General features: G+C 40.6%; 15 protein-coding genes and 6 pseudogenes. 15 read left to right on the forward strand and 6 right to left on the reverse strand.

Going from position 1 to position 23,725, the window contains the following annotated elements; all coding sequences use genetic code 11:
• Positions 1-234, reverse strand: a pseudogene (locus FDW87_RS00005) (transposase); the annotation flags it as partial.
• Positions 235-395: 161 nt separating this feature from the next.
• Between FDW87_RS00005 and FDW87_RS00010 the strand changes: the two are divergent.
• The 4 genes and pseudogenes from FDW87_RS00010 to FDW87_RS00035 all read left to right on the forward strand — a co-directional run bounded on the left by FDW87_RS00010 (position 396) and on the right by FDW87_RS00035 (position 4,065).
• Positions 396-2,087, forward strand: coding sequence for a hypothetical protein (locus tag FDW87_RS00010; protein ID WP_137379325.1), 1,692 nt, complete (start codon positions 396-398; stop codon positions 2,085-2,087).
• A 485-nt stretch (positions 2,088-2,572) separates the two neighbouring features.
• Positions 2,573-2,635: a hypothetical protein gene (locus tag FDW87_RS23235; protein ID WP_371415022.1), complete on the forward strand. Its 63-nt coding sequence runs from the start codon at positions 2,573-2,575 to the stop codon at positions 2,633-2,635.
• A 270-nt stretch (positions 2,636-2,905) separates the two neighbouring features.
• A pseudogene (locus FDW87_RS00030) lies at positions 2,906-3,198 on the forward strand (transposase); the annotation flags it as partial.
• 708 nt (positions 3,199-3,906) lie between these two features.
• On the forward strand, positions 3,907-4,065 hold the full coding sequence (locus tag FDW87_RS00035) for a transposase (protein ID WP_137379327.1): 159 nt from the start codon (positions 3,907-3,909) through the stop codon (positions 4,063-4,065).
• A 143-nt stretch (positions 4,066-4,208) separates the two neighbouring features.
• Here FDW87_RS00035 and FDW87_RS00040 read toward each other — a convergent pair.
• Positions 4,209-4,675 (reverse strand): annotated as a pseudogene (locus FDW87_RS00040) (transposase); the annotation flags it as partial.
• 262 nt (positions 4,676-4,937) lie between these two features.
• On the opposite strand from FDW87_RS00040, the gene FDW87_RS00045 reads away from it, so the two are divergent.
• From FDW87_RS00045 to FDW87_RS00075, 7 genes are all read left to right on the forward strand, one after another.
• Complete coding sequence (locus FDW87_RS00045) at positions 4,938-6,110, forward strand: IpaD/SipD/SspD family type III secretion system needle tip protein (protein ID WP_170975087.1); 1,173 nt, start codon at positions 4,938-4,940, stop codon at positions 6,108-6,110.
• A gap of 414 nt (positions 6,111-6,524) precedes the next feature.
• Positions 6,525-7,652, forward strand: a complete 1,128-nt coding sequence (locus tag FDW87_RS00050) for a glycoside hydrolase family 15 protein (RefSeq protein WP_170975088.1) — start codon at positions 6,525-6,527, stop codon at positions 7,650-7,652.
• A gap of 44 nt (positions 7,653-7,696) precedes the next feature.
• On the forward strand, positions 7,697-8,125 hold the full coding sequence (locus FDW87_RS00055; protein ID WP_137379330.1) for a hypothetical protein: 429 nt from the start codon (positions 7,697-7,699) through the stop codon (positions 8,123-8,125).
• Positions 8,126-8,128: 3 nt separating this feature from the next.
• Positions 8,129-8,383 (forward strand): hypothetical protein, encoded by a 255-nt coding sequence (locus tag FDW87_RS00060; RefSeq protein WP_137379331.1) that lies wholly within the window; start codon positions 8,129-8,131, stop codon positions 8,381-8,383.
• A gap of 383 nt (positions 8,384-8,766) precedes the next feature.
• The gene (locus FDW87_RS00065; protein ID WP_137379332.1) at positions 8,767-10,122 is read left to right on the forward strand and encodes an MFS transporter; all 1,356 of its coding nucleotides are present in this window, start codon (positions 8,767-8,769) and stop codon (positions 10,120-10,122) included.
• Positions 10,123-10,529: 407 nt separating this feature from the next.
• A complete protein-coding gene (locus FDW87_RS00070; RefSeq protein WP_170975089.1) occupies positions 10,530-11,351 on the forward strand; it encodes a helix-turn-helix domain-containing protein in 822 nt (273 codons plus the stop codon).
• A 375-nt stretch (positions 11,352-11,726) separates the two neighbouring features.
• Positions 11,727-12,206, forward strand: coding sequence for a hypothetical protein (locus FDW87_RS00075; RefSeq protein WP_137379334.1), 480 nt, complete (start codon positions 11,727-11,729; stop codon positions 12,204-12,206).
• Between the two features lie 344 nt (positions 12,207-12,550).
• Here the strand turns inward: FDW87_RS00075 and FDW87_RS00080 are convergent, their stop codons facing one another.
• Entirely contained in the window at positions 12,551-13,285 is a 735-nt protein-coding gene (locus FDW87_RS00080; RefSeq protein ID WP_137379335.1) for a winged helix-turn-helix domain-containing protein, read from the reverse strand.
• Between the two features lie 425 nt (positions 13,286-13,710).
• Between FDW87_RS00080 and FDW87_RS00085 the strand changes: the two genes are divergently transcribed.
• A complete protein-coding gene (locus FDW87_RS00085; protein ID WP_137379336.1) occupies positions 13,711-18,102 on the forward strand; it encodes a hypothetical protein in 4,392 nt (1,463 codons plus the stop codon).
• Between the two features lie 405 nt (positions 18,103-18,507).
• Positions 18,508-18,624: pseudogene (locus FDW87_RS00090) on the forward strand (transposase); the annotation flags it as partial.
• Between the two features lie 225 nt (positions 18,625-18,849).
• Here the strand turns inward: FDW87_RS00090 and FDW87_RS00095 are convergent.
• A pseudogene (locus tag FDW87_RS00095) lies at positions 18,850-19,865 on the reverse strand (IS110 family transposase).
• Positions 19,866-19,931: 66 nt separating this feature from the next.
• Between FDW87_RS00095 and FDW87_RS00100 the strand changes: the two are divergent.
• Both FDW87_RS00100 and FDW87_RS00105 read left to right on the forward strand, forming a co-directional pair.
• Positions 19,932-20,896 (forward strand): annotated as a pseudogene (locus FDW87_RS00100) (IS3 family transposase); the annotation flags it as partial.
• 623 nt (positions 20,897-21,519) lie between these two features.
• Positions 21,520-21,981, forward strand: coding sequence for a transglycosylase SLT domain-containing protein (locus FDW87_RS00105; protein ID WP_137379337.1), 462 nt, complete (start codon positions 21,520-21,522; stop codon positions 21,979-21,981).
• A 27-nt stretch (positions 21,982-22,008) separates the two neighbouring features.
• Here the strand turns inward: FDW87_RS00105 and FDW87_RS23240 are convergent, their stop codons facing one another.
• Together FDW87_RS23240 and FDW87_RS00115 are read right to left on the reverse strand one after the other, a co-directional pair.
• Positions 22,009-22,302: a hypothetical protein gene (locus FDW87_RS23240; RefSeq protein ID WP_137379338.1), complete on the reverse strand. Its 294-nt coding sequence runs from the start codon at positions 22,300-22,302 to the stop codon at positions 22,009-22,011.
• A gap of 135 nt (positions 22,303-22,437) precedes the next feature.
• A complete protein-coding gene (locus tag FDW87_RS00115) occupies positions 22,438-23,142 on the reverse strand; it encodes a winged helix-turn-helix domain-containing protein (protein ID WP_137379339.1) in 705 nt (234 codons plus the stop codon).
• Between the last annotated feature and the right edge of the window lie 583 nt (positions 23,143-23,725).

The raw sequence follows: 23,725 nt of genomic DNA on the forward strand, positions 1-23,725 counted from the left end.
GGCTGGAAAACTTGCTTTTCCAGCCCGCGAATACGTTGTTGCTCTGTTGCCTGAGCTGGCGATCCCGGCTCTCAAGCGCGGTAGAACCGACATTCATCGCCTCACTGGCTTGCTGATATGAGTAGCCCTTATCAACAATCAGCTGTGCACATTCCAACCTGAACTCTGGGGGAAAGTACGCTTAGTTTTCTTGTTCTTTAAGCCACCTGTCTTATGTCGTGGTGTGAATGTCACCTTTATTCAGGTGACCAAATTTACTGTGCCACTACAACGGGCTGATATCTGGCCACCAGATGACCGAATGGGCATTTTTCACAAGACAGGCTGAGTGAGGGGCGCTTATTTTATAAGCACATTGGCCGAGTGGCGTGTAACTTGCATGACTGGAGATTAATATGCCAGATATTTCTATTTCTGTTTCTATTTCAGGACTGATTCAGGACAGAGCTAATGCCTATCATAACTTAGCCCAAAAAGCGACGGGAACTGGGCAGGCTGAGAGTCGGCACGGTGGCGTGATAACTACCCTGATGCGCTTCTTTGATAAGCTGGATTTTTTGCTGCAGTATGGTCATCTCCCTACAAGAGAAGATACTGCAGCATCTTCTCTGCCAGATGAACTCCGGGGGCTGAAGGCGTTTCTTGAGGGTTCATCAGAAAAGGATAAGTGCTATACCCTGCAAAAGGATACATACACACGATACAGGTTTACCCGGTCTGATGGCGACAACATAACGGTTACAGAGGAGCGTTTTCATCCATCGCTGGCCGGAGCCAGAACAGGTTATGCCTATATGGACCCATGGCGTAAAAGCGTCCCTCAGACGTGTAAGTCAGAGAATTTGCTGGCTGTCCTGGGGGGGGCATGGGAATCGACAAGGGACCCGCTGATGACTGTCTTGCCAACTGATGACTGTCTTGGGGGAGTTGAGACGTCCCCTGAAGCTTTAGGGACAGAGCCATCCCCTGAAGCTTTAGGGACTGAGTCCGTCTCTGAAGTGATAACAGATGTTTTTTCAGCCGAGGTAACACGGCAGATGCGTAGTAATCAGGAAATCCTTCAGTCTATTCAGAAGAAAGAGGGAGTATTTATTCTCGATAAATTGATAATTCCGCGCGACTTGCAGGATGCATATTGTCCGTCAAGAGGGCATAAATTCACTGTCGGCGATGTGTCCGGTTCTCCGATTGCTATACTCCTCGCTGGTTTTGCGTCAGGCGCCTTAAAATTAAAGGAGGGAGTTTCTTGGAGAAGATTGGCTAATGTTGTAAAAGAATATGAAACGGTGATGTGTGATTTCGCCAGAAATCGATGCCGCCCCGGCTGGCAGAAAAAAACAGATGACCTGGCTAAGGTCTTGATTAAAAATCTTTCTCTTGTTGGCTCTGGTTTATGCAAGATGGGAGTGAACGGCTTGCTGTTTTTGGGGGATAATATGAATGACCGGCTGGATTTTAATTACCTGATTCAGGAGCAGGTGATTTCTTTACTGCAGTCGACCGGAGCTGTATTCCTTCGGGGCAATCACGATTCCATTGAGCATCTGAGGGGATACAATCTCCCTCATTCTCCAGAGGAGGAAAACGCGCAAATGCGGTTGAAAAAATCTTTTCCGTGCGCCTTATTTGTCGAGAAAACAAATACACTTTACACTCATAATGGTGTGACTGTTACGGATGTCGCGGAGAGCATGTTTGTAAACTATGCTTTCCCTGGCTTGTTTTGTCGGGTCTGGGATCCTGAAAATGCTGGGGCATCATATGGCCAGCAAATAAGCAACTTTATCAATGCACATGAAATGTTCTATAGCGACGAACTGCTTTTGGATGAAGGTGAGGCTAATGCCCGGCGTATGGGGGAATCTTTTGATGAGGCGGAATATATCAACCAGATCCCCACCGGGTGGCGGCCCCGAATGTCCCAACTGAGAGAGACATGTGATAGGTTGTCAATTAAGCAAGTCGCAGGGCATGAGGGCCATTTCATACAATATGACGGAAATGCTACCCGCATTAATGGTATTGGCCGAATTGACTCTATCAATTCATTAGTTTTAATGCCGGTGGCAACAATTACTGGAATTTAGGTTTTGTTGTTTTTTTAGCCAAAAATGCTGGCGCTGTAGCCCTCTTAAAAAGTCTGCTGAGTGCCAGTTTTTTATACAAATCAGAGAAGCGAGTCTATTTAGTCAGACTGTTCAGAAGGTTAAATACTTTCCATGGGTACTACAAGTTCCCTGAAATAATTAAGGAATCAGAAAATAAGGTATGGTCAGCACAATAAGCATCGTAATATGTAAGTAGAAAAAATGGCTGTCAGGGGGTAAGTATTCCTTTGAGCCTGCATTGCTTATTCGTCGTGCAACAACGCGTAAGCGTACAGCGTGAACAGTCTGGTCATAGTCTGAAGAATACGACAAAGTGGTGTCTGCCAAATAAGTAGTGGGAACCAAAGTGTCAGATATGCAGAAAATATGACTCCAGGCAGGCGTAAGGGCTGCCCTAATTATTCTCCTTAATTTAAGGAGAAGCTCGTTGCTGCCCCTGTGAACCCGGGATACCCATCTCAAAACTGGCGTTTGAAAATGGCATTAATGCCAATCTGTTGTTCAAATGGCGCCAACAATGGCGCTAGGGAAAGTTACTATTACCTTCTTCAGAGAGTCCTCAGCTACTTTCTGTGACTATCAATGCAGCTGCCGTACCGCAAGAGCCGTGCGCAGAGGACCAGGAAACCCTCAGTATCAGCTGTGAGGTAACGTTCGGGCACGGGACGCTCCGCCTCAATGGCACTATCAGTGAAAAGCTTCTGACTCTGCTGATACAGGAAGTTAAGCGATGATCCCGTTACCTTCCGGGACCTAAATCTGGCTCGTTGCCGGTATCACCGATATGAGAAATGGCTTCAACAGCCTGGCTGGGTGAAGATACCGCCGAACAGTTGGAACTGATGTGCGGCGCCTTCCGTGGGATCCGTACGGTGCGCGAAAAGAATGCCTGTTGTCGGTGTGACCACATCGTTCAAGCCGCGCCACCTTCGAGCCCCATCTTGGCGAATTCAGCGGTGTGCTGAAGGCTGATGCGTATGCGGGGTTCAATGAGTTGTACCGTGACGGGCAGATAAGGAAGCCACCTGCATGGGCTCATGCCCGCCGAAAAATCCATGATGTTCACATCCGCCTGACGGAGGAAGCGCTGAGCGACAATTGCGTATAGTCCCCCAGTTAACCGACATCTATCGCCAGAGGGGCTGTTTCGAAGTTAACGGCAGGTCCGGAGCCACGGGAATGGTAGGTAAGCGAATGAACTCCTCGGAATGGTTATGCCTCCACGATATTCCCGTTCCCAGGAGATCGCCCGACTATTCATCCCCCCGCCAGTGCTGGGTTATAATTTCCATAACTGTCTCAAAAGTGACCGTTCAGATGTTCCCGCAGAGCTGCTTTCAGGCGTTGGATATGGTTCTCTTTCGCACCGTTCGTAACAGTCCGGCCCGTGGTGGTGTGGGTTGAGCCGGCAATAAAGTCTGGATGAGGAGTAATGCCTTATCGGGGGGGATAGCAAAATAATAGTTAAATATGCCATTGAAACAGAAAGTTGTTACAACTCAGCTAATTAAGGGATACAGTCTGGTTTCTATCGCTCCAGCAGGTCAGCATCATAAAACAAGTAGATAATCATCATGAATTTTAATAGACGCAGTCGGATACTTGATGAATACAGGATGTATGGAACTTCTTGTATCCATCACAGTAACTACTCATACCTGGTGTTTTCCCGCAGATAGGATGTAGGTTCTTCTGCGGGATTTTTTCCACCAGTATTAACCGTAATGCTGTCGTGGCTTACTCAATTTGGCCACCTGAACAGAGGTGATATGCCATCTCAGAAAAGACAAGTATCTCAATGGAAAGAAGAAATCTTAGCGGAGAGTTTAAACTCGAGTCTTCTCAACTGGCCTTTGACCAGAAATACACCGTTGCAGCTGTGGTCAGTGATATGGAGGTTGGTCTTTCTAGCCATGATGCAATGGGTAAAACAGTTGCGGTATGGACATTAGAGTAAAATGGCAAAAGCTTTCGCCATAACGAAGCAAAAAATACACGAGTTGAAGAGAAATCAATAACACATTTAAATTAAAATAGCTACCACGCTCTTCATGTTAAGACTCCATGAACAGTTTTCGTAAAAACGATATTAGAAACACGCTAAAGCAGCAGATCACCTACCCGATTCACAGACCAGTCGGCGATGACATCAAGTTCATGATGCAGATGGCGTTCCGAATCCACGCCGTTTAATTTGCGCGTCCGATAAGACTGTACAGCAATGCACCGAGCTCATCACCATGAGCTGAGCCGAAGAACAGCCTGTTTTTTATCACCAGACTGATCCGTCGCAAGTTTTTTTCGGCAATGTTATTATCCACTTCCACCCAGCCATCTACTGCATAGCGGGTCAGCGCTGGCCACTACTTCAGCGCATGCCCGAACGCCTTCGCCAGTTCTGAAAGCCTTGAGAGGGTTTTCTGTTTCGCCCGCAGCCATCCCCACATCGACGCAAGTTGTAGCTGCGTTTTTTGTCTCCGAACTGCCTGCCGTTACTCTGCGCTTGTACCTCTGATCCCCGACCCGATGACATACAGTTTTCCGATGCGTTTCACCGCGTTGCGAGTTCATTGCCGTTCTGGGTTAGGACGTAGACTACGTGAACCGTGCAGTCTCTGCTTACCACGAAAATAGTGTTTTGAGCTTTTTCAGAGATTACAACACCTAATCATAAATATACTTCAGGATATTTAAACTCATTGAAGTTTTTACTGTGGATTTATCAGTATCGTACTTAGGAAATGAGCAATTTATGAAGGTTATGAACAGGGTTTCCGTGATAGATATACATTCATATATGTGTGTATTTTGATGAGGTTATCATATATTATGGAAATGAATGTAACAATGAGAGTTACAAGAGATAAGATAAAAACCCAGATTGGTTTTGACGAATTAAATAACAGAAAAAGCGCTGTAAATAGCACGGCGAATAATAAACCGTTTGGAAATGAAGTAAAATGTTCACCAGGGTTCAACTTGCTGAATGATATATATGCGCAATGTGAAAAATACAGAAGCTATCTTTTCCAAAAAGGAAATAACTTTTCTGAACGGAGACTTACTGAACATTTGTTGGGAAATAATCTTCGGGCATTATCGCAAGCAGATATAGCATTTAATGCTGATGTTATTAATTCATTGAAGTATATCGCAACTGAATTCGAGAAGGTAAATAATAAGTCCAATAATGATATAAATAATTTGATTTTAGCTGAAGGGCGAACATGTATTCCTGATGCGAAATTGTGGGAAATGATTGCAGACTCCATCAATAAGATTGATGAAAACTATATGGATGTTTATGAGTTTGCAGTTAAGACTTATATGGATTTTTACAGCGATTTTTCTGATGCAATCGGTCTAATGGCAGCTTATATTAATGATAATACGGATGAAAAAAGTCAAGAAGAGTATCCGTTAAATATAAACTGTTACTGTATATTTGCGTTATTCAATGACATATATAATAAATATAATGGTGAATCTGGTGTCTTATATGATTCTGAGTCAGAGCAAGACGCGATGCAATGGGCTGACGAATGGGGGAATACGGTGGTTACGAAGAACCCAGAATCAGGCATGTATGAAGTGCGTATTGATCTATCACCAATTGAGGAAATAATGGGGAGTATCGCTTCTTTATGTTGGCCTGACTATGCAGGTGATTATACCCAAATGAAGCTCGTAGTAGATTGGATGGAAATTCAAGGTATTGATCTAACTGATAAAGATGCCGTAAACCAATATCTCTTATTTCATACGGGAGAAATATTCAAAAATACAGGAGTTATAGTAGTGAATACATCTTTTTTTTCTTCAGCTACATATCAGTCATTTCAGGCTGGTTTTGATGCTCAGGAGCAGATAATTCAGACCTCAATGCAAACATTAACTCAGAAGTATAATACAGCTGTGACATTAATTGATAACTTATATAAAATATTAAGTAGCACGATATCTTCGTGTGCTGAGACGCTTAAATCGTATCTTAATTTTTAGGACGTTATAACGGATATATTTAGGTACTTATATTATTATGAACGATAGAGCGGGGCTGGGCTGCTTTTAACGTAAAATAATCGAATGTTTTATGTTGAATCTCATTGTGTGCAGTAAGGCGTTGAAAATACGGCCGTTTACTCTTTTACTAAAAGAGTAACTCCCTGTTCTGTAAAAAGAGTACTCGTATTTATATGATTGATATAAAAGTATGAGATAAGCACTCATTACCAATATTAATCTGAGGGATATATGTATCTACTTTGCTCAAAAGTAAAAACAACTTTTTATTGATTTGATGTGCTTTTTGATTCCAGAGATCAAATTTCTGGTAAGCAGAGATAAAGACTGACTTATTTTAGGAGGGAATATGACCTATAATAGATTTGGAAAAAAACAGTCATTAGTTCTACATTGATTTTTTCCTTATTAGGCCAAAATACTTTATGCTATTCGTGTGTATCCACCGCACAACAAAGTGGCCCGGAAGTTTTAATAAAAAAAATAGTATCTGAAAATAAAGGTCGCGCCAATTTTGTCACTATTATTCCAGAGCGTTCAGAATCATATTCGTTGATCGTTAACTCTCCTCACGCGCTACCCTTGATAAAAAAGGATTATAACACAGAGCAGATAGAAAATATTTGGGATGAAACATATGAAGCTCGCAAGTTAGAACTTTTATACAAACCCTGGGGAACTTTTGTAAGGGCGGTGAATGTGCATGACAGGGACATAGCTAATAAAACGCATTATGATGCTGTTTGGGTAAGAGATTCTTTGTGGGGAGCGCTTGCATTGGAAAGTGCTGGTGATTTGTTGCATGCAAAGCAAATTATCTTAACATTATGGGACTATATATCTACAGACGCTCAGTTGAAGCGAATGAAAGATGTGATATCAACTCCTAAGATACTCAACGGCAAGGATGGCCAAATGAAAGCAATTCATATAAGGTTTGATGCTGAGAGTGAACAATATGAAGACATTATGAGAAATGGCATTCCTCAGCAATGGAACCACAAACAAAATGATGCGTTGGGACTTCTTCTTGACTTGATTTTAAGAAAAATTTTATCAGGCGAATTTACTGGCACGGAATGGAATTCTGGTTCAAGAATGAAAGCATTGATAAGTTTAATTGCTTATTTCGATAAGTCAAATTATGCTAAAATGCCAGACTCCGGCATGTGGGAAGAAAATGAAAAAATTAACACGTCTTCTGTCGCTATGGTAACGTCATCACTTGAAACGTTCAAGGATATTATGGCAGATGGTAAAAATAATTCAATTATATTCAAAAGAGACATAGAATCTTTTGCTGAAAAGATGAACTACTTAAATTTTATTCAGCAATTAAATATCGAAAAATTGATAGATCAAGGATATTTAACGATAAAAAAACAATTGGCTAAAGGTGGAGAGTCTCCCGTTTATCCTCAAAATGATAAAAGGTTCAGAACTGCTGATGCAGCATTACTGAGCTTAATTTATCCTGCTAAACTTCAAAGATTATCTCTTGTTGAGAAAAAAATATTTTGAAAATAGTTTCGTCGTTAAGTGGAGTATATGGAATAAAAAGATATATGGGCGATAGCTACCAATCTGCTAATTTTTGGTTCAATGAAATTGCTACTGATACCGATTCCAAAAGTATGTCGAATCGAGAAAAAAAATTTATTGCTCATACTGAGGCGCAATGGTTTTTTGATTCCTGGTTTGCATTATGCTCATTGCGGGTCTATAAAGAATCTGGAGATGTGGATTTTTACAATAATGCCATTAAGTATATGAACAGATCTTTATCTCAGCTGACTGATTCAGATATGTATTCAGCTAACACGGATAAGGTTAAAGGTATGCAACTTCCAGAGAGCTATAACTTTCTTTATTATGAAAACATGATTATGGCAGTTCCATCCCCCATAACTCCGCTGAACTGGGCAAAGGCATCATTAACGCTTCTGCTCAAAGAGATGGTGATTGCGAATCAAAAATATAATAAGGATGCCTAGAGCATGATGAGGAAAGTAACGCAAAACGCCGCTATGAAAAGAATGAATAGTCGCCTTGTAAAACGTAATCAGAAAGTGGTTAAATTGAAGCTAAAACAACGTGAGCTCTTTCACAAGAAATTTGCTATTGTCAATGATGGTTTTATGATTTTTGTTTCTGATTATTTAACCCCGTGGTTGGTTGAAGAGTGGCTTCTTGATGAATGTGAATATATTGAAGGTGAACTAAATATTAAACTGAAGATTTGTTCATCATAATTAGAAAATAAATTTTGTTCACGATAAAATTGATTGATTATGTTATGCTTGCCTTACAAAAGGATTTCTTTGCAAGGCAGTTAAATTTTTCTTGCGTTTATTATTGCTTTAGTTACAAATATTCAATTATATCATAAGGAGGGGTATTGTTTTTGTTTATTATGCGCTACCTTAATAATCATGATTTACATGAAATTATCGTTATTATCTGACGTGGTCATGAATATTTTCCGTGGTTTCCGGGAATGTAGTGTTATATTTCTTAAAATAAAGTGGTTTTATAAATTGTCTTATCAGGTATCAATTATGATGCGTTTCAATCATGTTTTCGGTGTCAAGATTATTATAATAGGCTCATATTTATAGTTATGAGACAATATCTTATGAAAGATTTACCAAATCTTGGTTTATTTAAATTATGTAGTATTAGTTTGGGATTTTTAGGAGTACAGATCGCTTACGCACTTCAGAGCGCTAATATAAGTCGAATTTTTACTATTCTGGGGGCAGCCCCTCATAAATTAAGTTATTTTTGGATTTTACCACCGCTTGCGGGCATCATTGTTCAACCAATTGTAGGCGCTATGAGCGATCGCACATGGAACAGATTTGGTCGAAGAATTCCGTATTTATTTTTCGGAGCCTTAATTGCTGTTGTTATCATGTGCTTGTTACCAAATGTTGGTGGCCTATCTATGGGGGTGACAGCCGCTTTAATTTTTGGTACAGTGTCTCTTATGCTAATGGATATATCCATTAATATTGCGATGCAACCATTCAAAATGATGGTTAGTGACATGGTCAATCAAAATCAAAAAACTCTGGCTTTTTCCATTCAAAGTATGATGTGTAATGTCGGGAGTCTTATTGGTTATTTTGTCCCTTTTTTATTTGCTAGTATAGGAATTAGTAATGTAGCCGAACCTGGTATTATACCTGATTCTGTTATCTTTTCTTTTTATGTCGGTGCTGCAATATTAATTATCTGTGTTATTTATACATCTTGTTGTGTCAAGGAAATGCCTCCTGATATTTATTCTAAATATCATTCAATTGATAAGAATAATGATGACATAAAAGCCAATGTTTGGACGTTATTGAATCAGGCCCCCAAAACATTCTGGACTGTTGGTTTGGTTCAGTTTTTTTGTTGGGGAGCATTTATGTTTATGTGGACGTATTCTACTGGGGCTATTGCTAAAAATGTTTTTAACACACCATTTATTTTAAATGCAGAAGGTATTCCGGTTCTTGATACAAGTACTTTTGAGTATGAAAATGCCGCAGACTGGGTGGGGATGGCTTTTGGTGTGCAAGCCGTGGGATCTATCTTATGGGCGATAATTATTCCAAAATTCAAAAGCATCAAAATGGCTTATGTTATTAGCCTAATGTTGGGCGGCGTCGGTTTTATTTCGGTTTTTTGGATAAAAGATAAATATCTTTTGTTTGTGCCATTCTTATTGATAAGTTGCGCTTGGGCAGCCATGTTATCGATACCATTTTCTATAATAACAAACTCCTTGAAGGGTTGTCGAATTGGGACTTATCTTGGGTTATTTAATGCAACGATATGTGTGCCTCAAGTTGTTGCTGCTTCTTTAGGAGGTTCATTACTCAAATGCTTCGCAGAACCTTGGGAGGTTATGCCAGAAATATATATGCTGTTATTGGCAGGTATTTTTCTGTTTGTCGGTGCTCTTTCTGTATCTTTAATTAAAATAAAAATCACTCAGTAAGTGTATTTAATTTTCGTAGTATCATAATATATATTTTAATTCGCTTGGGTGGGGGGCATTTGGAGACTCATAGCTAAACGCATCGTCAATCCATAAAAGCAAAGACCGGCGGTTACGCTGGTCTGCAAATTGATGATGTTGATGGTATTGCGAATGTCTGTCGTGAGTATGTGGATGTTACCAGTATCCACGAACACGCTGCTTTGATGGCATCAGGGTAAACTTTTAGCCTGTGTCGTTCAGACTACATTTTTCTGCTACATTCAGTAGAATTCAGCCTTACTCATTTCTCGACTCATTCATTAGTACAACAAAATCGTTTCAAATTTTTATTAATAAGCGGTATTCTGATATGATTAGGCCAGGACTTATGATAGCTGGATAAGCATACCATGCTCGAAAAAAACATGAGTGATATAGTTTCCTTTATCGAAAATAATATTGAATCGAAGCTATCAGTAGATCTAATCAGTAAAATAGCCGGATATAGTAGGCGATATACTGAGTTGATTTTTAAAAGATATACAGGTATTTCATTAGGGAGATATATAAAAATAAGAAAGCTGACAAGAGCCGTCTATTTATTGCAGTATACATCATTGAAAATTATTGACATTTCTTTTCGACTAAGTTTTGATTCACCACAATCTTTTTCTAGAGAATTTAAAAAGAGATTTGGTGTTTCTCCTTTGACTTGTCGAAAAAAAGATGCTTGGGATGCAAGTTTAATGATGCATCCATTTACGTCTAGCAATGAGAAAGGTTTTTTTCTTGATATTGTTACAATGAAACCTGAAATTATCCACGGGTTTTATATCAGTCATGTTGAAAATATACCATTTAATAAATATGAAAGTACTTATAGGTGGGGGGTTATTAGTAAAGAAATGCAAATTAAAAGGAATCCGTTTAGATTGTTTTCTGTTTTTATGCCTGATTCACTTAATTATTCTCAACTCAGAGTTCAGGCGTTGGTTGAATCAACACAACAAACCGAGACTGATTCTCAGTTGATATTTGAGGGTGGATTATATGCTTCATATTATTTCGAGGGGACAATAAATGAATACTCTGAGTTTGTAGCGATTATTTATTCTGGAGGGATGAAAAAAAATTATCTTATAAAACGAAAAAGTTGTTTTGTTGAGTTATTTGAACGATTTGATTATAACAGCGCCTCCCCAGTAATAGCTTGTTTTTTTTATATACCAGTAATCGAGGATAAATGATATATCATCATAAACCCAGAATCGACTATATGCCTACGACTAATACATGCATTACAGGCAAACGGTGCGTCAGCACCATATTTATGGTCCAGTCAAATCAATCATCCAGCAAAAGTTAATCACGCACCCGATTTTACAGCCATTTCTGGATATGTTTAACAACATAACTAAATCATTTTCCAACTCACCTGTGTTCAAACGACACGAGCCGCCAGTGAACGCATATTGTCGCATGTTTCCATCACTGGTGGAAACAGATGATATAATCACTTTAGCAGTGGTGTAACACTGGATAAAATAAGGTGCTTCACTCCACATGTCAGTATTGCTATGGAGCAATGCCAGTGTGCAGCAGGGATGGAATGTAACCGTCAGATGAGTGAAAGCAAACTCAATGACGGTGAGGGCTTTCTTCGCGCAGTACAATTCGTTAGGTACCACTTTATCCTCGACCATGCCGGCGAGTTAGATGTCAGGCGACTTTACCTGAGAAATGCGAGTCTGTTCATCGGCCAGGAGCTCGTAGCACGAAAAAATGTCGCTTTATCCCCGGACGATGTCAATATCAGAGGAAGACTGAAAGCCCTGTTTACGGCCAACCACGCATATGTACAAGGGCCATTGTCAACAGTGCATTGTTTGCTTCATGCTTCATGTGAGAGGCACCACGGTTTAATCTGTGCCTATCTGCATTTCCTTATGGTGCTGGCAATGTATTTACGCCACAGAGTGGTGCCGGAGTCTCTTCATTTTGTTACGCTTGAGGTGGATCTCCTGAAGCGGCCAGTAGTGTTGCATCCGTCTTTGGTCCTGCGCCAAAGTGGCTACAAAGATTACTGGTATATTTGTGGATAAGTCTATACAGTAATTCGTCCAGTTTTTTCACTTCTTCAGCCTGTGCAATCCATCGTTTCGAAGCGGACTGCACAGGGCTATGCGCAATGGAGAATGCTATGACACTTCGCTATTAATGCCGGCGGCGACACATTCGTGTGGATTCGGTTTCAAGAGCTTGTTATGAACACCTGCGAAGCACAAACCAGCAGCGAACGAAGCGGATTAATCGCTTGTATGCGGGCTTTTTTTGCACTACGCAGGGCAATACTAATAATTCGAAGAATTTTTGTATAGGCACCGTAAAAGCACGAATGCTTATTTTTTTGAGATTTGTATTGCATAAATGTGAAAATTGTAAAAAATCAAGGTGGATTGGTAGAAGTTATTTTCTTAACTAAAAACTCAATTGTTCTTTTTGATATGGACTTCAGATCCTTTACTAAGGGAATACATAAATTAACAGAATGAATTAAAATCATTTGATTTGCATCAATTAATTCAAGGTGAAAACTTTTTTCATTGTTGAAAAAGTATCCGGTTATAAAATAATTTACTTTATTATTGGTTCGTTTTTTAAGTTCAAAAATATCATTCAATGAGTCTGTTAGTGATAAGGGAATTACAAATATTCCTTTCTTTTCATAATGTAATAAGTTATCTATAATTGAATTTTTTAATAGATGTATGTATTGATGATTGCTGCTTTTGGGTAAAAAAATAGCAATGTGCACTTTTTTTTCTTTCCCTTCAATACAGAAAACATTCTCCTTAAAAAAATACCCCTTTTTGTAAAGAGTCTTAATATAATTTTTTCCTGTACAGGAGTAAAGAGTATTCCGTAAGACGTATATGCAGCGAGTTAATGACTCATCACTTGGCAAACCATGCCCCCATCCAGCTTTTATGAGCGTATCTTTTGATTGAACGCTATTTGGGTGCTTAAGAAAAAATTGTAAAATGTTACTTTCTTTGGGGGGTAAATGAATTCTTTTTTGTTTATAAAACAAACCATTATTATTGAATTCAAAACCATCAAATAAATAACGCATAGTTACAAGAGAAGTTAAATGATCATTTTTGTGAGAATGTAAAATCATTTTAATTATCCTGTCAAGATATAATATACAATATCTTCAAATAGATTTGTGTATAAAGTATATGCTAAAAAAGCACTGATATTTTTATCATATGCTTAATTATCTTAATAAGAATACATCAAAACTTAGCTTTTTATGCATTTATGATGAGGTGAAAAGCAACTGTGAGGAATTGCTGCCTACGGTACGAGTGAACGATCTGGAGTGTATGCGTGGCTAAGCTATTGCGGCGGTGCCGAGGCTGGAAGGCCCGCTGTCTGACGGCTGTCAGACAGACTGAATATCCCATCCCTGCCGCATAACCAGTGCGCGCACTATGCATTTTCACCGGGCATGAAGGGAAAATGAGCACTTCACGCAAGTCAGCATTGTTATAATTAATTACATGTATGTATTAGCTAACTGTTTTTAAGAGGAGGAATTGTATGAGTGTGCAACATGTACAAAGATTTGCATCTTTGGTCAGCGATAACTCAGTTGATGCTGCAATGAAGGCCCAAAAGGACATAGCCGCTAAAATCATTGAGACTAAGGGGGCTGAAACTGGGTGGGCAGGGCTCGATCTTTTCTTATTGCGTGTGTGTTCAACATTCAGCAAACGCTGTAGGTGCACTCATGAAATGCTTGTTCAGACCAAGAAGATCTGTGACACCTTGGGTAAATATAACTCTGGGGTAGAGGCGGATGATGCTACGCATGGGGTGGTAAATCTGGTTCTAGCCTCTGAAGTCTATAAGATTTTGGGAATGGAAATGTGTTTCCATGTAATAACGGAAGGTGGAGTAGCAAAGGTTATATTGAATAACAAAGAAACTACCCAGTTAGAGATGAATCAGGATTTTCGTTGTGAAGTTTCAGTCACTTCCCAGCAGGGACTTGTATTAAGATATTTAGCCGGAGACGTATCGTTTTATGACGCGGGCGAGAGAAGCGCACATGCAACCCCCAATAAAATAAAGAAATGTTTTAACCTCGAATCATTGAACGGGGCACAACAGGAATTTGCGAAACAATTACTTTCATTGCCTGCCAGCAAAATAAAGGCATTTTCGGATGCTTGGTATCAAAGTCTGAAGACATTTGATGAAGCCAATAAACAGATAAAAGCGATATTTGATGAATTAAGTGTAAACAGAGAATCAACAATAGATTCTGATTTCTTCTATAAAATATATGCTACTTCACAGCAAGACAAATTTACCCGTTCCCAGATCGGTGAAGTGGTTAAGGTTGTTCTCAATGGAGTGGAACACCTGACCCGAGAGGTGACATCAGATAAAATTATGTCAGAATTGAACGGTCGTCTGATAAATACTGACGAAGAAATAAGAAAGGGGGTTGAAGAGGAGCGCGAGTTCGTTAAAAAGCAGGCAGGAATTCTTAAAACAAAGGTTTACTCATTGGTGCATGAATTATTCTCGTCCACGAGCGAGGAGTCCTGTGACGAATTGCAGGGCTCTGAGTCAGTGGAAAAGGAGATCGATTACTTGCCTAGAAATCTTAAACGCAGGGTCCGTCACTGCATTAAAAAATGTGAAAATTGTGAGGACAATCCTGAAATAAATAATCTTGAGAAGACAATCGGGCAAGTATCCCATCTGTTGGGCAGTGTACGTAACAGTTTTCTCCGTGGCCTGGATGAGGAGCAACAGAAAAATAAGGATGCACAGGGTAAACTTCAGCAGGACGTTAACAAAGTTTCAGGGAAAATCGCTTCCCTTCAGGAAAAGTTGTTGGCAATTAGCAATGATATTAATGAACAATCTATCCGGATAAACGAAGCTAAGCAACAGATTGAACGAGACGAATATAATATTCGGGTGCACCGGTTGAATTGTGAAAAGCTTAACAAGGAGATTCAGACAAACAATGATAAAATACAGGAACTCCGCGACGAGCACGACAAACTTGCAAACCAAGAAGACGAATTGAATAATGGTTTGAACAACATATCAGCCCAGAAAGAAACACTCGGAACGAAATGGTACCATGCGTTTAAAGACAAAGTAACACAGATGGACTCAATTCGTGCCGAATCTGAAGATATCAAGAAGTCTATGGACTATGTGCAGGACGCGACGTCTAAAGCGGCATTAAGCTATACAGACAAAATTAACTCAGTACTGCAGTTCGACAATTCTGTACTCCACTTATACGCAGAGGCGGCTACCAGTCAATCACAGCTAAAATCCTATGAGCAGGAATTGCTGTTCGCCTACAAAGACCGTTATGGCGATGCTGCCCCTTCCTCATTGGATCGTTTGCTTACCTTTCAAAATCAAGATGAATTGACACCGGCTGATATTGCTAGGAATGAGTATGGCGACAAGTTGCGCGCTATTACGCAGCTCAACATCGAGAATATTCATAGGAATCTTTCTTCATTAGTTCAAGCTCGGAATAAAATAATTGATGCCCAGAATGCGTCTATTAAGATTAAGAAAAATCGTCTCCCGCACACAAATAATGAAATGGAGTTGAAGTGGCTTCTGGATGGAACGACCGGTGATGGTGGCTTAACTAAATATGTGGCCCTTAATCAAGAGGCAATCTCAGTTTCGCGGGAGCTGGCGTTAGATGTTGGAAGAAAAAAATCACTAATAAGACAGCTACTTAGTAGCGCCTTGTCTTTTAAAAGCGTACTGAAAGATAGCTATAGTGCTTTCAATCAGATTGACCAAATTGTCGGGGATTTTCAACGAAATGCTAAGGCAGCTATGGATGCATATTCGGATATGTCTCTGTACGAGGAGGGAGAGCTTGATAGTATTTATAATGCACTTCGAACCCCAGAATCTGGAACATCAAGTGAGAGGGGGGCAATAGATGAAATTAACTCCAGACTAACGCGTCTTATAGAAGATGTGTTACCTAAGTTCATCTCTGGGTATGAATATATTGACAACACAAACTCTGTAAATAATATAACGTATACCTTTGATAAAAAAGATGGATCCAGTCTTGGAGGGGGGGATGTAGATATAAAATTGACAGAGCAGGATGAAGCGGATTTGAGGTGGCTTATGGAGCGTATTGCGACCGACTTCATTGCAACTGTCGAAAATCATTCTTTAAAGAATAAAGAGTATCTTGATAAACTAAGATCACTATATGATACATGGAATAATGAGTTGAACCAACTGAACCAAAGTGTCTTAGCATCTCTGGTTGAACTTGAGCATTTAGAAAAAGAGCAAAAGGATGCGCTTAAAGAGAATAAGGCCCAGCAAGAAGCAAATCTGAAGATGCAGGGGGAACTGACTTCTGAAATAGCTAGTCTTGAGCAGAATTTGGCGTTTGTACAGAATCGTATAAATGAGAATACCGAAAATATTCAGGCTCAGAAGACACTTATTAGTGATGCAGAAAAACATACTCGTTCTCTTCGAAGAAGGGAAGAAGATGCAGAGGCGAAGGTGTCTGAGGCTCGTTCTTCCGCTGAACATCTGAAGAAAAACCTGGAAGCCTTGCAGGTGGATGAGAAACAATACATAACAAAAAGGGGGAAACTGTCCGGGTGGAATGCAAAGGGAGACATCAGCGAGAACCTTAACGATATTACGAAACAGGTTTCGGCACGAAAAGATAGACGACAGGTCCTTTATGACACTCAGAACTTTCTAACCAAAGCCAAGGGATGTGTGGACGATGGTATCCTTAATAACTGGGTGTCAAAAGGGAACATCAGTCAGAAAGAAAATGAAGGTAGTGATTACCGCGGTATATTCCTGAGTGATAGAATTCCATATGATGCCAGCGGGGAGGAGTTGGCAGAACTATGGAGTAGCCGGAGCTATTGGCAGGGCAATCAGAACCATTCGGTCCGGAAAGTTGTTGACCAGGGTACTTCGGGCAGTTCTGGTGTGCTGTCAAATGCGACTGATATGGACGGGACAAAAAAAGCCATTGATGGGGTCCAGAATGAAGTCTTTCAACAGTTGTTTGATATGGGCGACGATAACATCCCGTTACTTGCTGATGTCAGGACTTCTGTAACTAATTTCTGTAAAGAACGACAGAAAGAATTCAATTATAAATCATTGCAAGAATATACGGCTGCGAAGATCAATGCACTCAAAATTAGTGAAGATCAGCTTCGCCAGACTAACAAGACAGTGGAAGCTGGAATTCGAAACGTGGTAAATGATTTAAAAATTGATATATATAAAGCCCAGATGGTTTTGGGTATCTATATGAGTAGAGTTATATCTGATGACCGAGTTTTGGGCTTAATCAAACAAAATAAGGGTTTTAACGCCAGTGCCATTACAGCGGAATTGTCAGGGCGTACACTTGAGTCTCTGTACAATGGTGGCGGAGTGATTGATCCCGGCCTTGAACATCTGAACAAAGCTGTTGACAAGTATGCAAATATGCAAAATCAAACATCACTCAAATCTTGGATAAAAGAGCATTTATTGAATCAGTCAGATGAATCATTAATGACCCCGATTTACGAATATCTGGTCGGTCAGTTGAATATTCAGACCTCTTTTGCTGCGATGGAGGTGGCAAGTGGCAAGTTAAGTCGACTACAAAGAGGGTTTGTTTCTCCATCGCTGGATTCGTTGTTGAGATTCGGCATGCCGAACACTTCGAAAGGCATGGATTTTTTGTTTGGTGTGACAGATGTTGCTGGGGGTAAGAGAGTCCCAGGTCAGGGAGTCGAAATATTGGATGATGATTACCAAAAATTGGTTGAGGAGAGACGGCAATGGGAAACAAATAATTCAAAGTTTCAGAACGATGTTTCCCGGATATGTGCGAAGGTGAAATTAAATATCTCAGGACTTAATTCTGGCGCAGCCGTAGCGTGAAGTTCACGAAAGCCCCTGCACAATAATTCTAGCTCTGTGCTGGGGCTAACACCAGGAGGTCTATCTGTATAGTGCATAGGAATACTAACCTCTGGGAATAGTACTATAAGCGTTCAGCGGAAACGCATAGCGCACTAATCGGCGGTTATTTGGCTGGGAGCATTCAGTCCACCTGAGGACGACAAAGCAACAATTGTGCCATATTATTCCTCCTTTGCAGTGAAGCCGTGAACAGCAACTACTTACTTCCGGTGCAGTCAGCGAAAACCTTCCAGCACTGCTGGTACTGTAACTGAAGCGATGCTCCCTTTGCCCGGGCAGGATTCTGTAAGTATCCCGCATAATCGTGCCATTCATATTTAGAGATCCTCCGGCATAATCAATCTTCTAACGAAGGAGATCTCTATGCGTAAAGCCCGTTTTACTGAGCATCAGATCATCACTGTGATTAAGTCGGTTGAAGCCGGACGAACCGTTAAAGATGTCTGCCGGGAGACCGGTATATCTGAAGCCACCTACTACATCTATGGACTACCTCCGTTTTGCAAGTACTGAATCTGGTTTGGGGTTGTTGCTTACATCTATCCGGCATCAGGAAAATCTGTTCCCAAATGGGTAATCCGCACACAATCACCTCAACAACTGGACGGCCTCTGAGGCCAATATAATAGTCAGGTTCCGATTGTGCAGGTGCAACCTGTCACCATTTCTCAGTACGCTGCAACTTTTGCTGGCAGGCGATTAATTTCACACTACCTGATACTCGGTCTCATTTCTCAGCATCGACCAGATTATTCTCGCGTTTTTGTTAGCGACCGCCACGGTCGTTTTATTAAATCCGCGCCGTTCCTTTAACTGGTTAACAAACTGATTCATATGACTATCATTGTTATTCGTGGCAACCCTGACGACAGCGCGGGCACCATGAATAAAAAGTGTTCGCAGATGATTGTCGCCTTTTTTCGTCATATTCATCAGCACCTGCCTGTCGCCACTCGAGTGCTGCCGTGGAACCAGACCCAGCCATGCAGCAAAGTGGCGGCCATTCTTAAATTCAGTTCCTTTGCCAATAGCAGCAACAACGGCCGTGGCCGTTTTAGGCCAATGCCTTTAACTTTGGCGATACGCTGACAGGCTTCTGATTGCCTGAATACTGTTTCAATTTCCTTATCAAAAAAATGGATCCGACGCTCGAGATCGTTAAAGAGATCATAGAGTTCGGCAATTGTCCTGCGCATTCTAACGCTAAGACCATTTTCAGCATCTTCAAGGATAAGCGGAACAGTACGACGAACTTTTGAGACTGCCGCGCCGATTGTTATTCCCCGATCAAGCAGCAGTCCCCGGATTTGACAGACTGTCGCAGTACAATGATTGACAATACGCTGTCTTGCACGGTGCAGAGTCTGAATATCCTGCTGTTCAGGGCTTTTCGGTGGAACAAACTGCATCGTAGGTTGCATCAGAGCCACAGCTATCGCCTGCGCATCGTTACCGTCATTTTTTTGCCCCCGGACAAAAGGTTTTACACATTGGGGGCTGATGACTTTTACGTTATGACCCAGTTTCTCAAACTCACGCTGCCAGTAAAATGCCCCGGTGGACGCTTCGATCCCAATCAGACATGCAGGAATATTTGCCAGCGTCTGGAGCAATTCTTTTCGGCCAGTGCGTTTCGTATAAACCGGTTTGCCGGCCTGGTTTAACCCGCAGATCTGTAAAACATTTTTAGCCAGATCAATACCCAGAAATACGATATTCATGGTGATTCTCCTGGTAAGCACATTTCGTACAGTTAACCGTAGCGGGAGGAGGTAGTCCATCCCATTAACTGGAAGTCCAGATTCGGCGGCATGGAGGCTTCTGATATTAAAAAGATCAAGGATATTGAGGACGAGAATCGGCGTCTCAAACAGATGTTTGCCGACCTGAGCCTTGAGAACCGGGCGCTGAAAGACGTTATCGAAAAAAAGCTTTAAAATCAGCCTTTAAGCGTGAGCTGGTCACTCATCTGATAACGACATTTGGACTCAGTATCCGTCAGGCCTGCCGGAGTCTGAACCTGAGCAGAACGGTTTATCATTACCGTCCGGATACCACGCGTGACGAACCCGTTATTGTCGCGTTACAGGCAGTGGCAGAGCGATACCCACGGTACGGTTTTCCGAAACTTTTTCAGGTTCTGAGGCGGCAGGGACACCCGTGGAATCACAAAAGGATCCACCGTATTTATTGTCTGCTGAAGCTGAATTTTCGCCGTAAGGGCAAACAGCGGTTGCCGGTGCGTAATCCCTCGCCACTGGCCACCCCGGAAGCGCTGAACCAGAGCTGGTCAGTGGCCGTCGTTTTCGCACGTTCAATGTCGTTGATGACTTTAACCGTGAGGCATTGTCGATTGAAATCGATCTGAATCTGCCAGCTCTGCGCGTGGTCCGTGTACTCGACAGGATCGCGGCAAATCGCGGCTATCCGGTCATGCTACGCATGGATAATGGTCCGGAATTTATCTCACTTGCACTGGCCGAATGGGCAGAGCAACATGCAGTAAAACTGGAATATATTCAGCCGGGTAAGCCGACGCAGAACGCTTTTATTGAGCGCTTTAACCGAACATACCGTACAGAAATACTCGATTTATCTGTTCAGAACGCTGAATGAAGTGCGGGAAATCACGGAAAGATGGGGGTCAGAATATAACTGCGAACGCCTTCATGAATCACTGAACAATATGACGCCGGAGGAATATCGACAGCACCATTATTTGGCCGGGATCTCAAAAAATGCATGGAACTAAAACGGGGCTATTTACAATTCAGTTGGCGTTTTTGAGGCCGGAGGTTCGGGGGTATACCCCGTTTTTTGTGTTTCCGTGCTGTCTGTCGTCACAGGCTGATATCTGGCTATTAGGTGACCGAATGAGCATTTTTGGCAAGACAGGCAGAATGAGGCCTTTTATTATATAAGGAGCCTCAGCAAGAGGCTCCTCAACAGGAGATTAATATGTTCATGAAATCATGATATTTCGGTGCTGGTTTAGGAGAGAGCTAAGACCTATCAAGAACTGGCAAAAAAAGCGACGGGGGTTGAAGGCGTTTCTTGAGGGTTCATCAGAAAAGGATAAGTGCTATATCTAGCAAAAGGAAGCATACACACGATACACGTTTACTATGGGGGAAGATAACCATGATAGAAGAGCAAGATATTCTGAGGTGCGGCTATTTTGCATAAAGTCTATGCGCCTGTAACCCCTGAGTTCAGGGGGGGGCAGATTGTCTTGGGGAGGCTGTTGAGAAAAAACTGTCGATTATGGCGGCCCAAACGATGTTAAGCTTCAATCTTCAAAGTAAAGGCGCGAAGCTTAAGTGAGCCAATTCCATTTGTCATTTTAATTAAATACACCACTTAATTTCTGAGAAAATGAAGATACTTTTAGTGTTTGTATTATCGTTGTTCAGTATGACTTGTTATTCTGATTGTTTTGAAATGGCCGGAAATGATTATAATATTGATCCTGATTTGCTTCGCGCCATAGCATGGAAGGAATCCAAGTTAAAACCTGAAGTGATTGGTTACAATCAAACAACAGGTTACGGATCTGGATTAATGCAAATTGATTCACAGCATTTTAATGAGCTGAATTTGTACGGAATAACTCCAGAAATGTTGTTATCTGATCCTTGTCTTAATATATACACTGGAGCATATTATCTTGCAGTAGCATTTAAAAAATTTGGCATAACATGGAATGCTGTTGGTGCTTATAACGCTGGTTTTTCGCCGTCTTCAATACAGGAGGAACGCAGAAAATCATACGCTAAAGATGTGCGTCGCATCTATTCTTTTTTGAAGAAAAAGAATACTAAGAATACGCATAACTAAAGCTTTAGCAAAAAAAGAATGAACTATTTATTTTAAATGTTCATGAGCCAGCATCAATGCATCATGCATCGACAAATTTCTATTGTCGTTAGTTTTAAGAATTCTCATAAATTCCTCATATAGTTCATTTTCTTTTTGTGGGGAAAAAAGATAAAATGGATACTCACTAAAAAATATCTCGGCCTCCTTTCTTGCTTTGTCTTTTTGTGAGTCAGTGGATAAATAAACAATTGAAGGTTCATCAAATTTATTGGATTCTATTGACGATAATGATGAACATCCAGAAAGAAAAAAAATCAGTAATAATATTAGGTTATACATTGTTACGTAATCCACAATCAAAATAAAGCAAAACGCAACCAATAAACTTATTGTATATGATTAAATCATATTTGTTTTTATTGAGCGGTAAATGGAAGAATACTCCTGCTTGAGATATCAATGCCATTGCGAATGTCACTCATGAAAAAAATCGCACACATAACAGCAAGCCTCATTAATCCAGTCTGGATTATTTGTTATTTGAATTTTTGTCTGAAAAATAAGTCGATGATCAAAAGATTGAATGATTTCGAGAACAAAACACATGTTCTCGCTATTTTTAAATGTTTTTCCCATGACATAATACGCAGGTTCAAACCTATGGATTATGTTTTCAATCTCTTCCCAAGAATTGCCGTTGCAAGTAACCAGAGTTGGCATAATACATATAGACGCAGGCTTGAATTTGCTAAGTAACTGAGTCAGTGTATATAGAGCATCATCAGGATTTAATCCTGAATCTGCATGAAAATGGAAAGGAAATACCGCAACTAATTTAGTGTCAGTGGGATCTGACTTAACAGAGCGAACAGAAACATTTACTCTGAACATGTATCCTTTTCGATACACTGTTTCTATAGACTGTTTTCCCAACAGCTTGCGTAACGAATAAATACATCTAGTTAAAGACTCATCACCCACATCACCATTAGACCAGACTTTCTGAAAAAAAAACTCTTTGTCAACGACTTTCCCAGCATTCTCGACCAATATCGTTAAAATGTCCAACTCTTTTGGGGGAATGCGAATCCATTTATTGCGATAAAACAACCCTTTGTATGGGTATAAGGAATAGTTCTCAAACCAAAAATAATTTATTGATTCCTTTTTGTGCATCATAACATCTTATTGAAATTGGTTCATCATCTAGATGATGAGTTTACATTCAGATGACGCATGGATACATGCAAAAAATGCCCACTCCGCCAATACAATAAATTGCCTATAAGGTCGTGTATTTAGTATTCTTTGAAAATTTTAATCCCCTATTATGCTTGGTTAGTGATTATCCCAGCCTTACATAAGTTCTGTGTTTTACTTTTAGGTAGGTCATCAGATAAAAAACAACAATCAATATTTTACGGGCTGATAACTGCCCTGACTCAGATATTTCACCCAAAGCTTTGCACGTTAAACCAGTCAAAGAACAACGGAGCCGGCTGGGAAAACATGGAAGACAGGTAGCGTGTTTCATTTTTCATTACTTCGCTCACAAATTGTTTTTTGCAGAGTAGAGCAACTATCCTTACGATGAGGAATAACTAAATGAGCATTTTCTTAAAGAAGATTTGTAGTTATTTGGTTAATAATACAAACACACAATGCGGAGGCTGTTTTATGAGAATTCCAAAAAATAAAGTAATTAATTCGTTGTATAAAACCAAGAACGTGCTCCCCCCTTACCTGAAAGGAAGGGGGGGGG

The organism is Citrobacter sp. wls826, from assembly GCF_005281245.1.
Classification (GTDB): Bacteria; Pseudomonadota; Gammaproteobacteria; order Enterobacterales; family Enterobacteriaceae; genus Citrobacter; species Citrobacter braakii.

Coding starts and splice junctions, on each gene's coding strand:
- FDW87_RS00010 (WP_137379325.1), top strand. CDS start 396: ATGCCAGATATTTCTATTTCTGTTTCTATTTCAGGACTGATTCAGGAC.
- FDW87_RS00035 (WP_137379327.1), top strand. CDS start 3,907: ATGGAAAGAAGAAATCTTAGCGGAGAGTTTAAACTCGAGTCTTCTCAA.
- FDW87_RS00045 (WP_170975087.1), top strand. CDS start 4,938: ATGGAAATGAATGTAACAATGAGAGTTACAAGAGATAAGATAAAAACC.
- FDW87_RS00055 (WP_137379330.1), top strand. CDS start 7,697: ATGGGCGATAGCTACCAATCTGCTAATTTTTGGTTCAATGAAATTGCT.
- FDW87_RS00060 (WP_137379331.1), top strand. CDS start 8,129: ATGATGAGGAAAGTAACGCAAAACGCCGCTATGAAAAGAATGAATAGT.
- FDW87_RS00065 (WP_137379332.1), top strand. CDS start 8,767: ATGAAAGATTTACCAAATCTTGGTTTATTTAAATTATGTAGTATTAGT.
- FDW87_RS00070 (WP_170975089.1), top strand. CDS start 10,530: ATGAGTGATATAGTTTCCTTTATCGAAAATAATATTGAATCGAAGCTA.
- FDW87_RS00075 (WP_137379334.1), top strand. CDS start 11,727: ATGAGTGAAAGCAAACTCAATGACGGTGAGGGCTTTCTTCGCGCAGTA.
- FDW87_RS00080 (WP_137379335.1), bottom strand. CDS start 13,285: ATGATTTTACATTCTCACAAAAATGATCATTTAACTTCTCTTGTAACT.
- FDW87_RS00085 (WP_137379336.1), top strand. CDS start 13,711: ATGAGTGTGCAACATGTACAAAGATTTGCATCTTTGGTCAGCGATAAC.
- FDW87_RS00105 (WP_137379337.1), top strand. CDS start 21,520: ATGAAGATACTTTTAGTGTTTGTATTATCGTTGTTCAGTATGACTTGT.
- FDW87_RS23240 (WP_137379338.1), bottom strand. CDS start 22,302: ATGTATAACCTAATATTATTACTGATTTTTTTTCTTTCTGGATGTTCA.
- FDW87_RS00115 (WP_137379339.1), bottom strand. CDS start 23,142: ATGATGCACAAAAAGGAATCAATAAATTATTTTTGGTTTGAGAACTAT.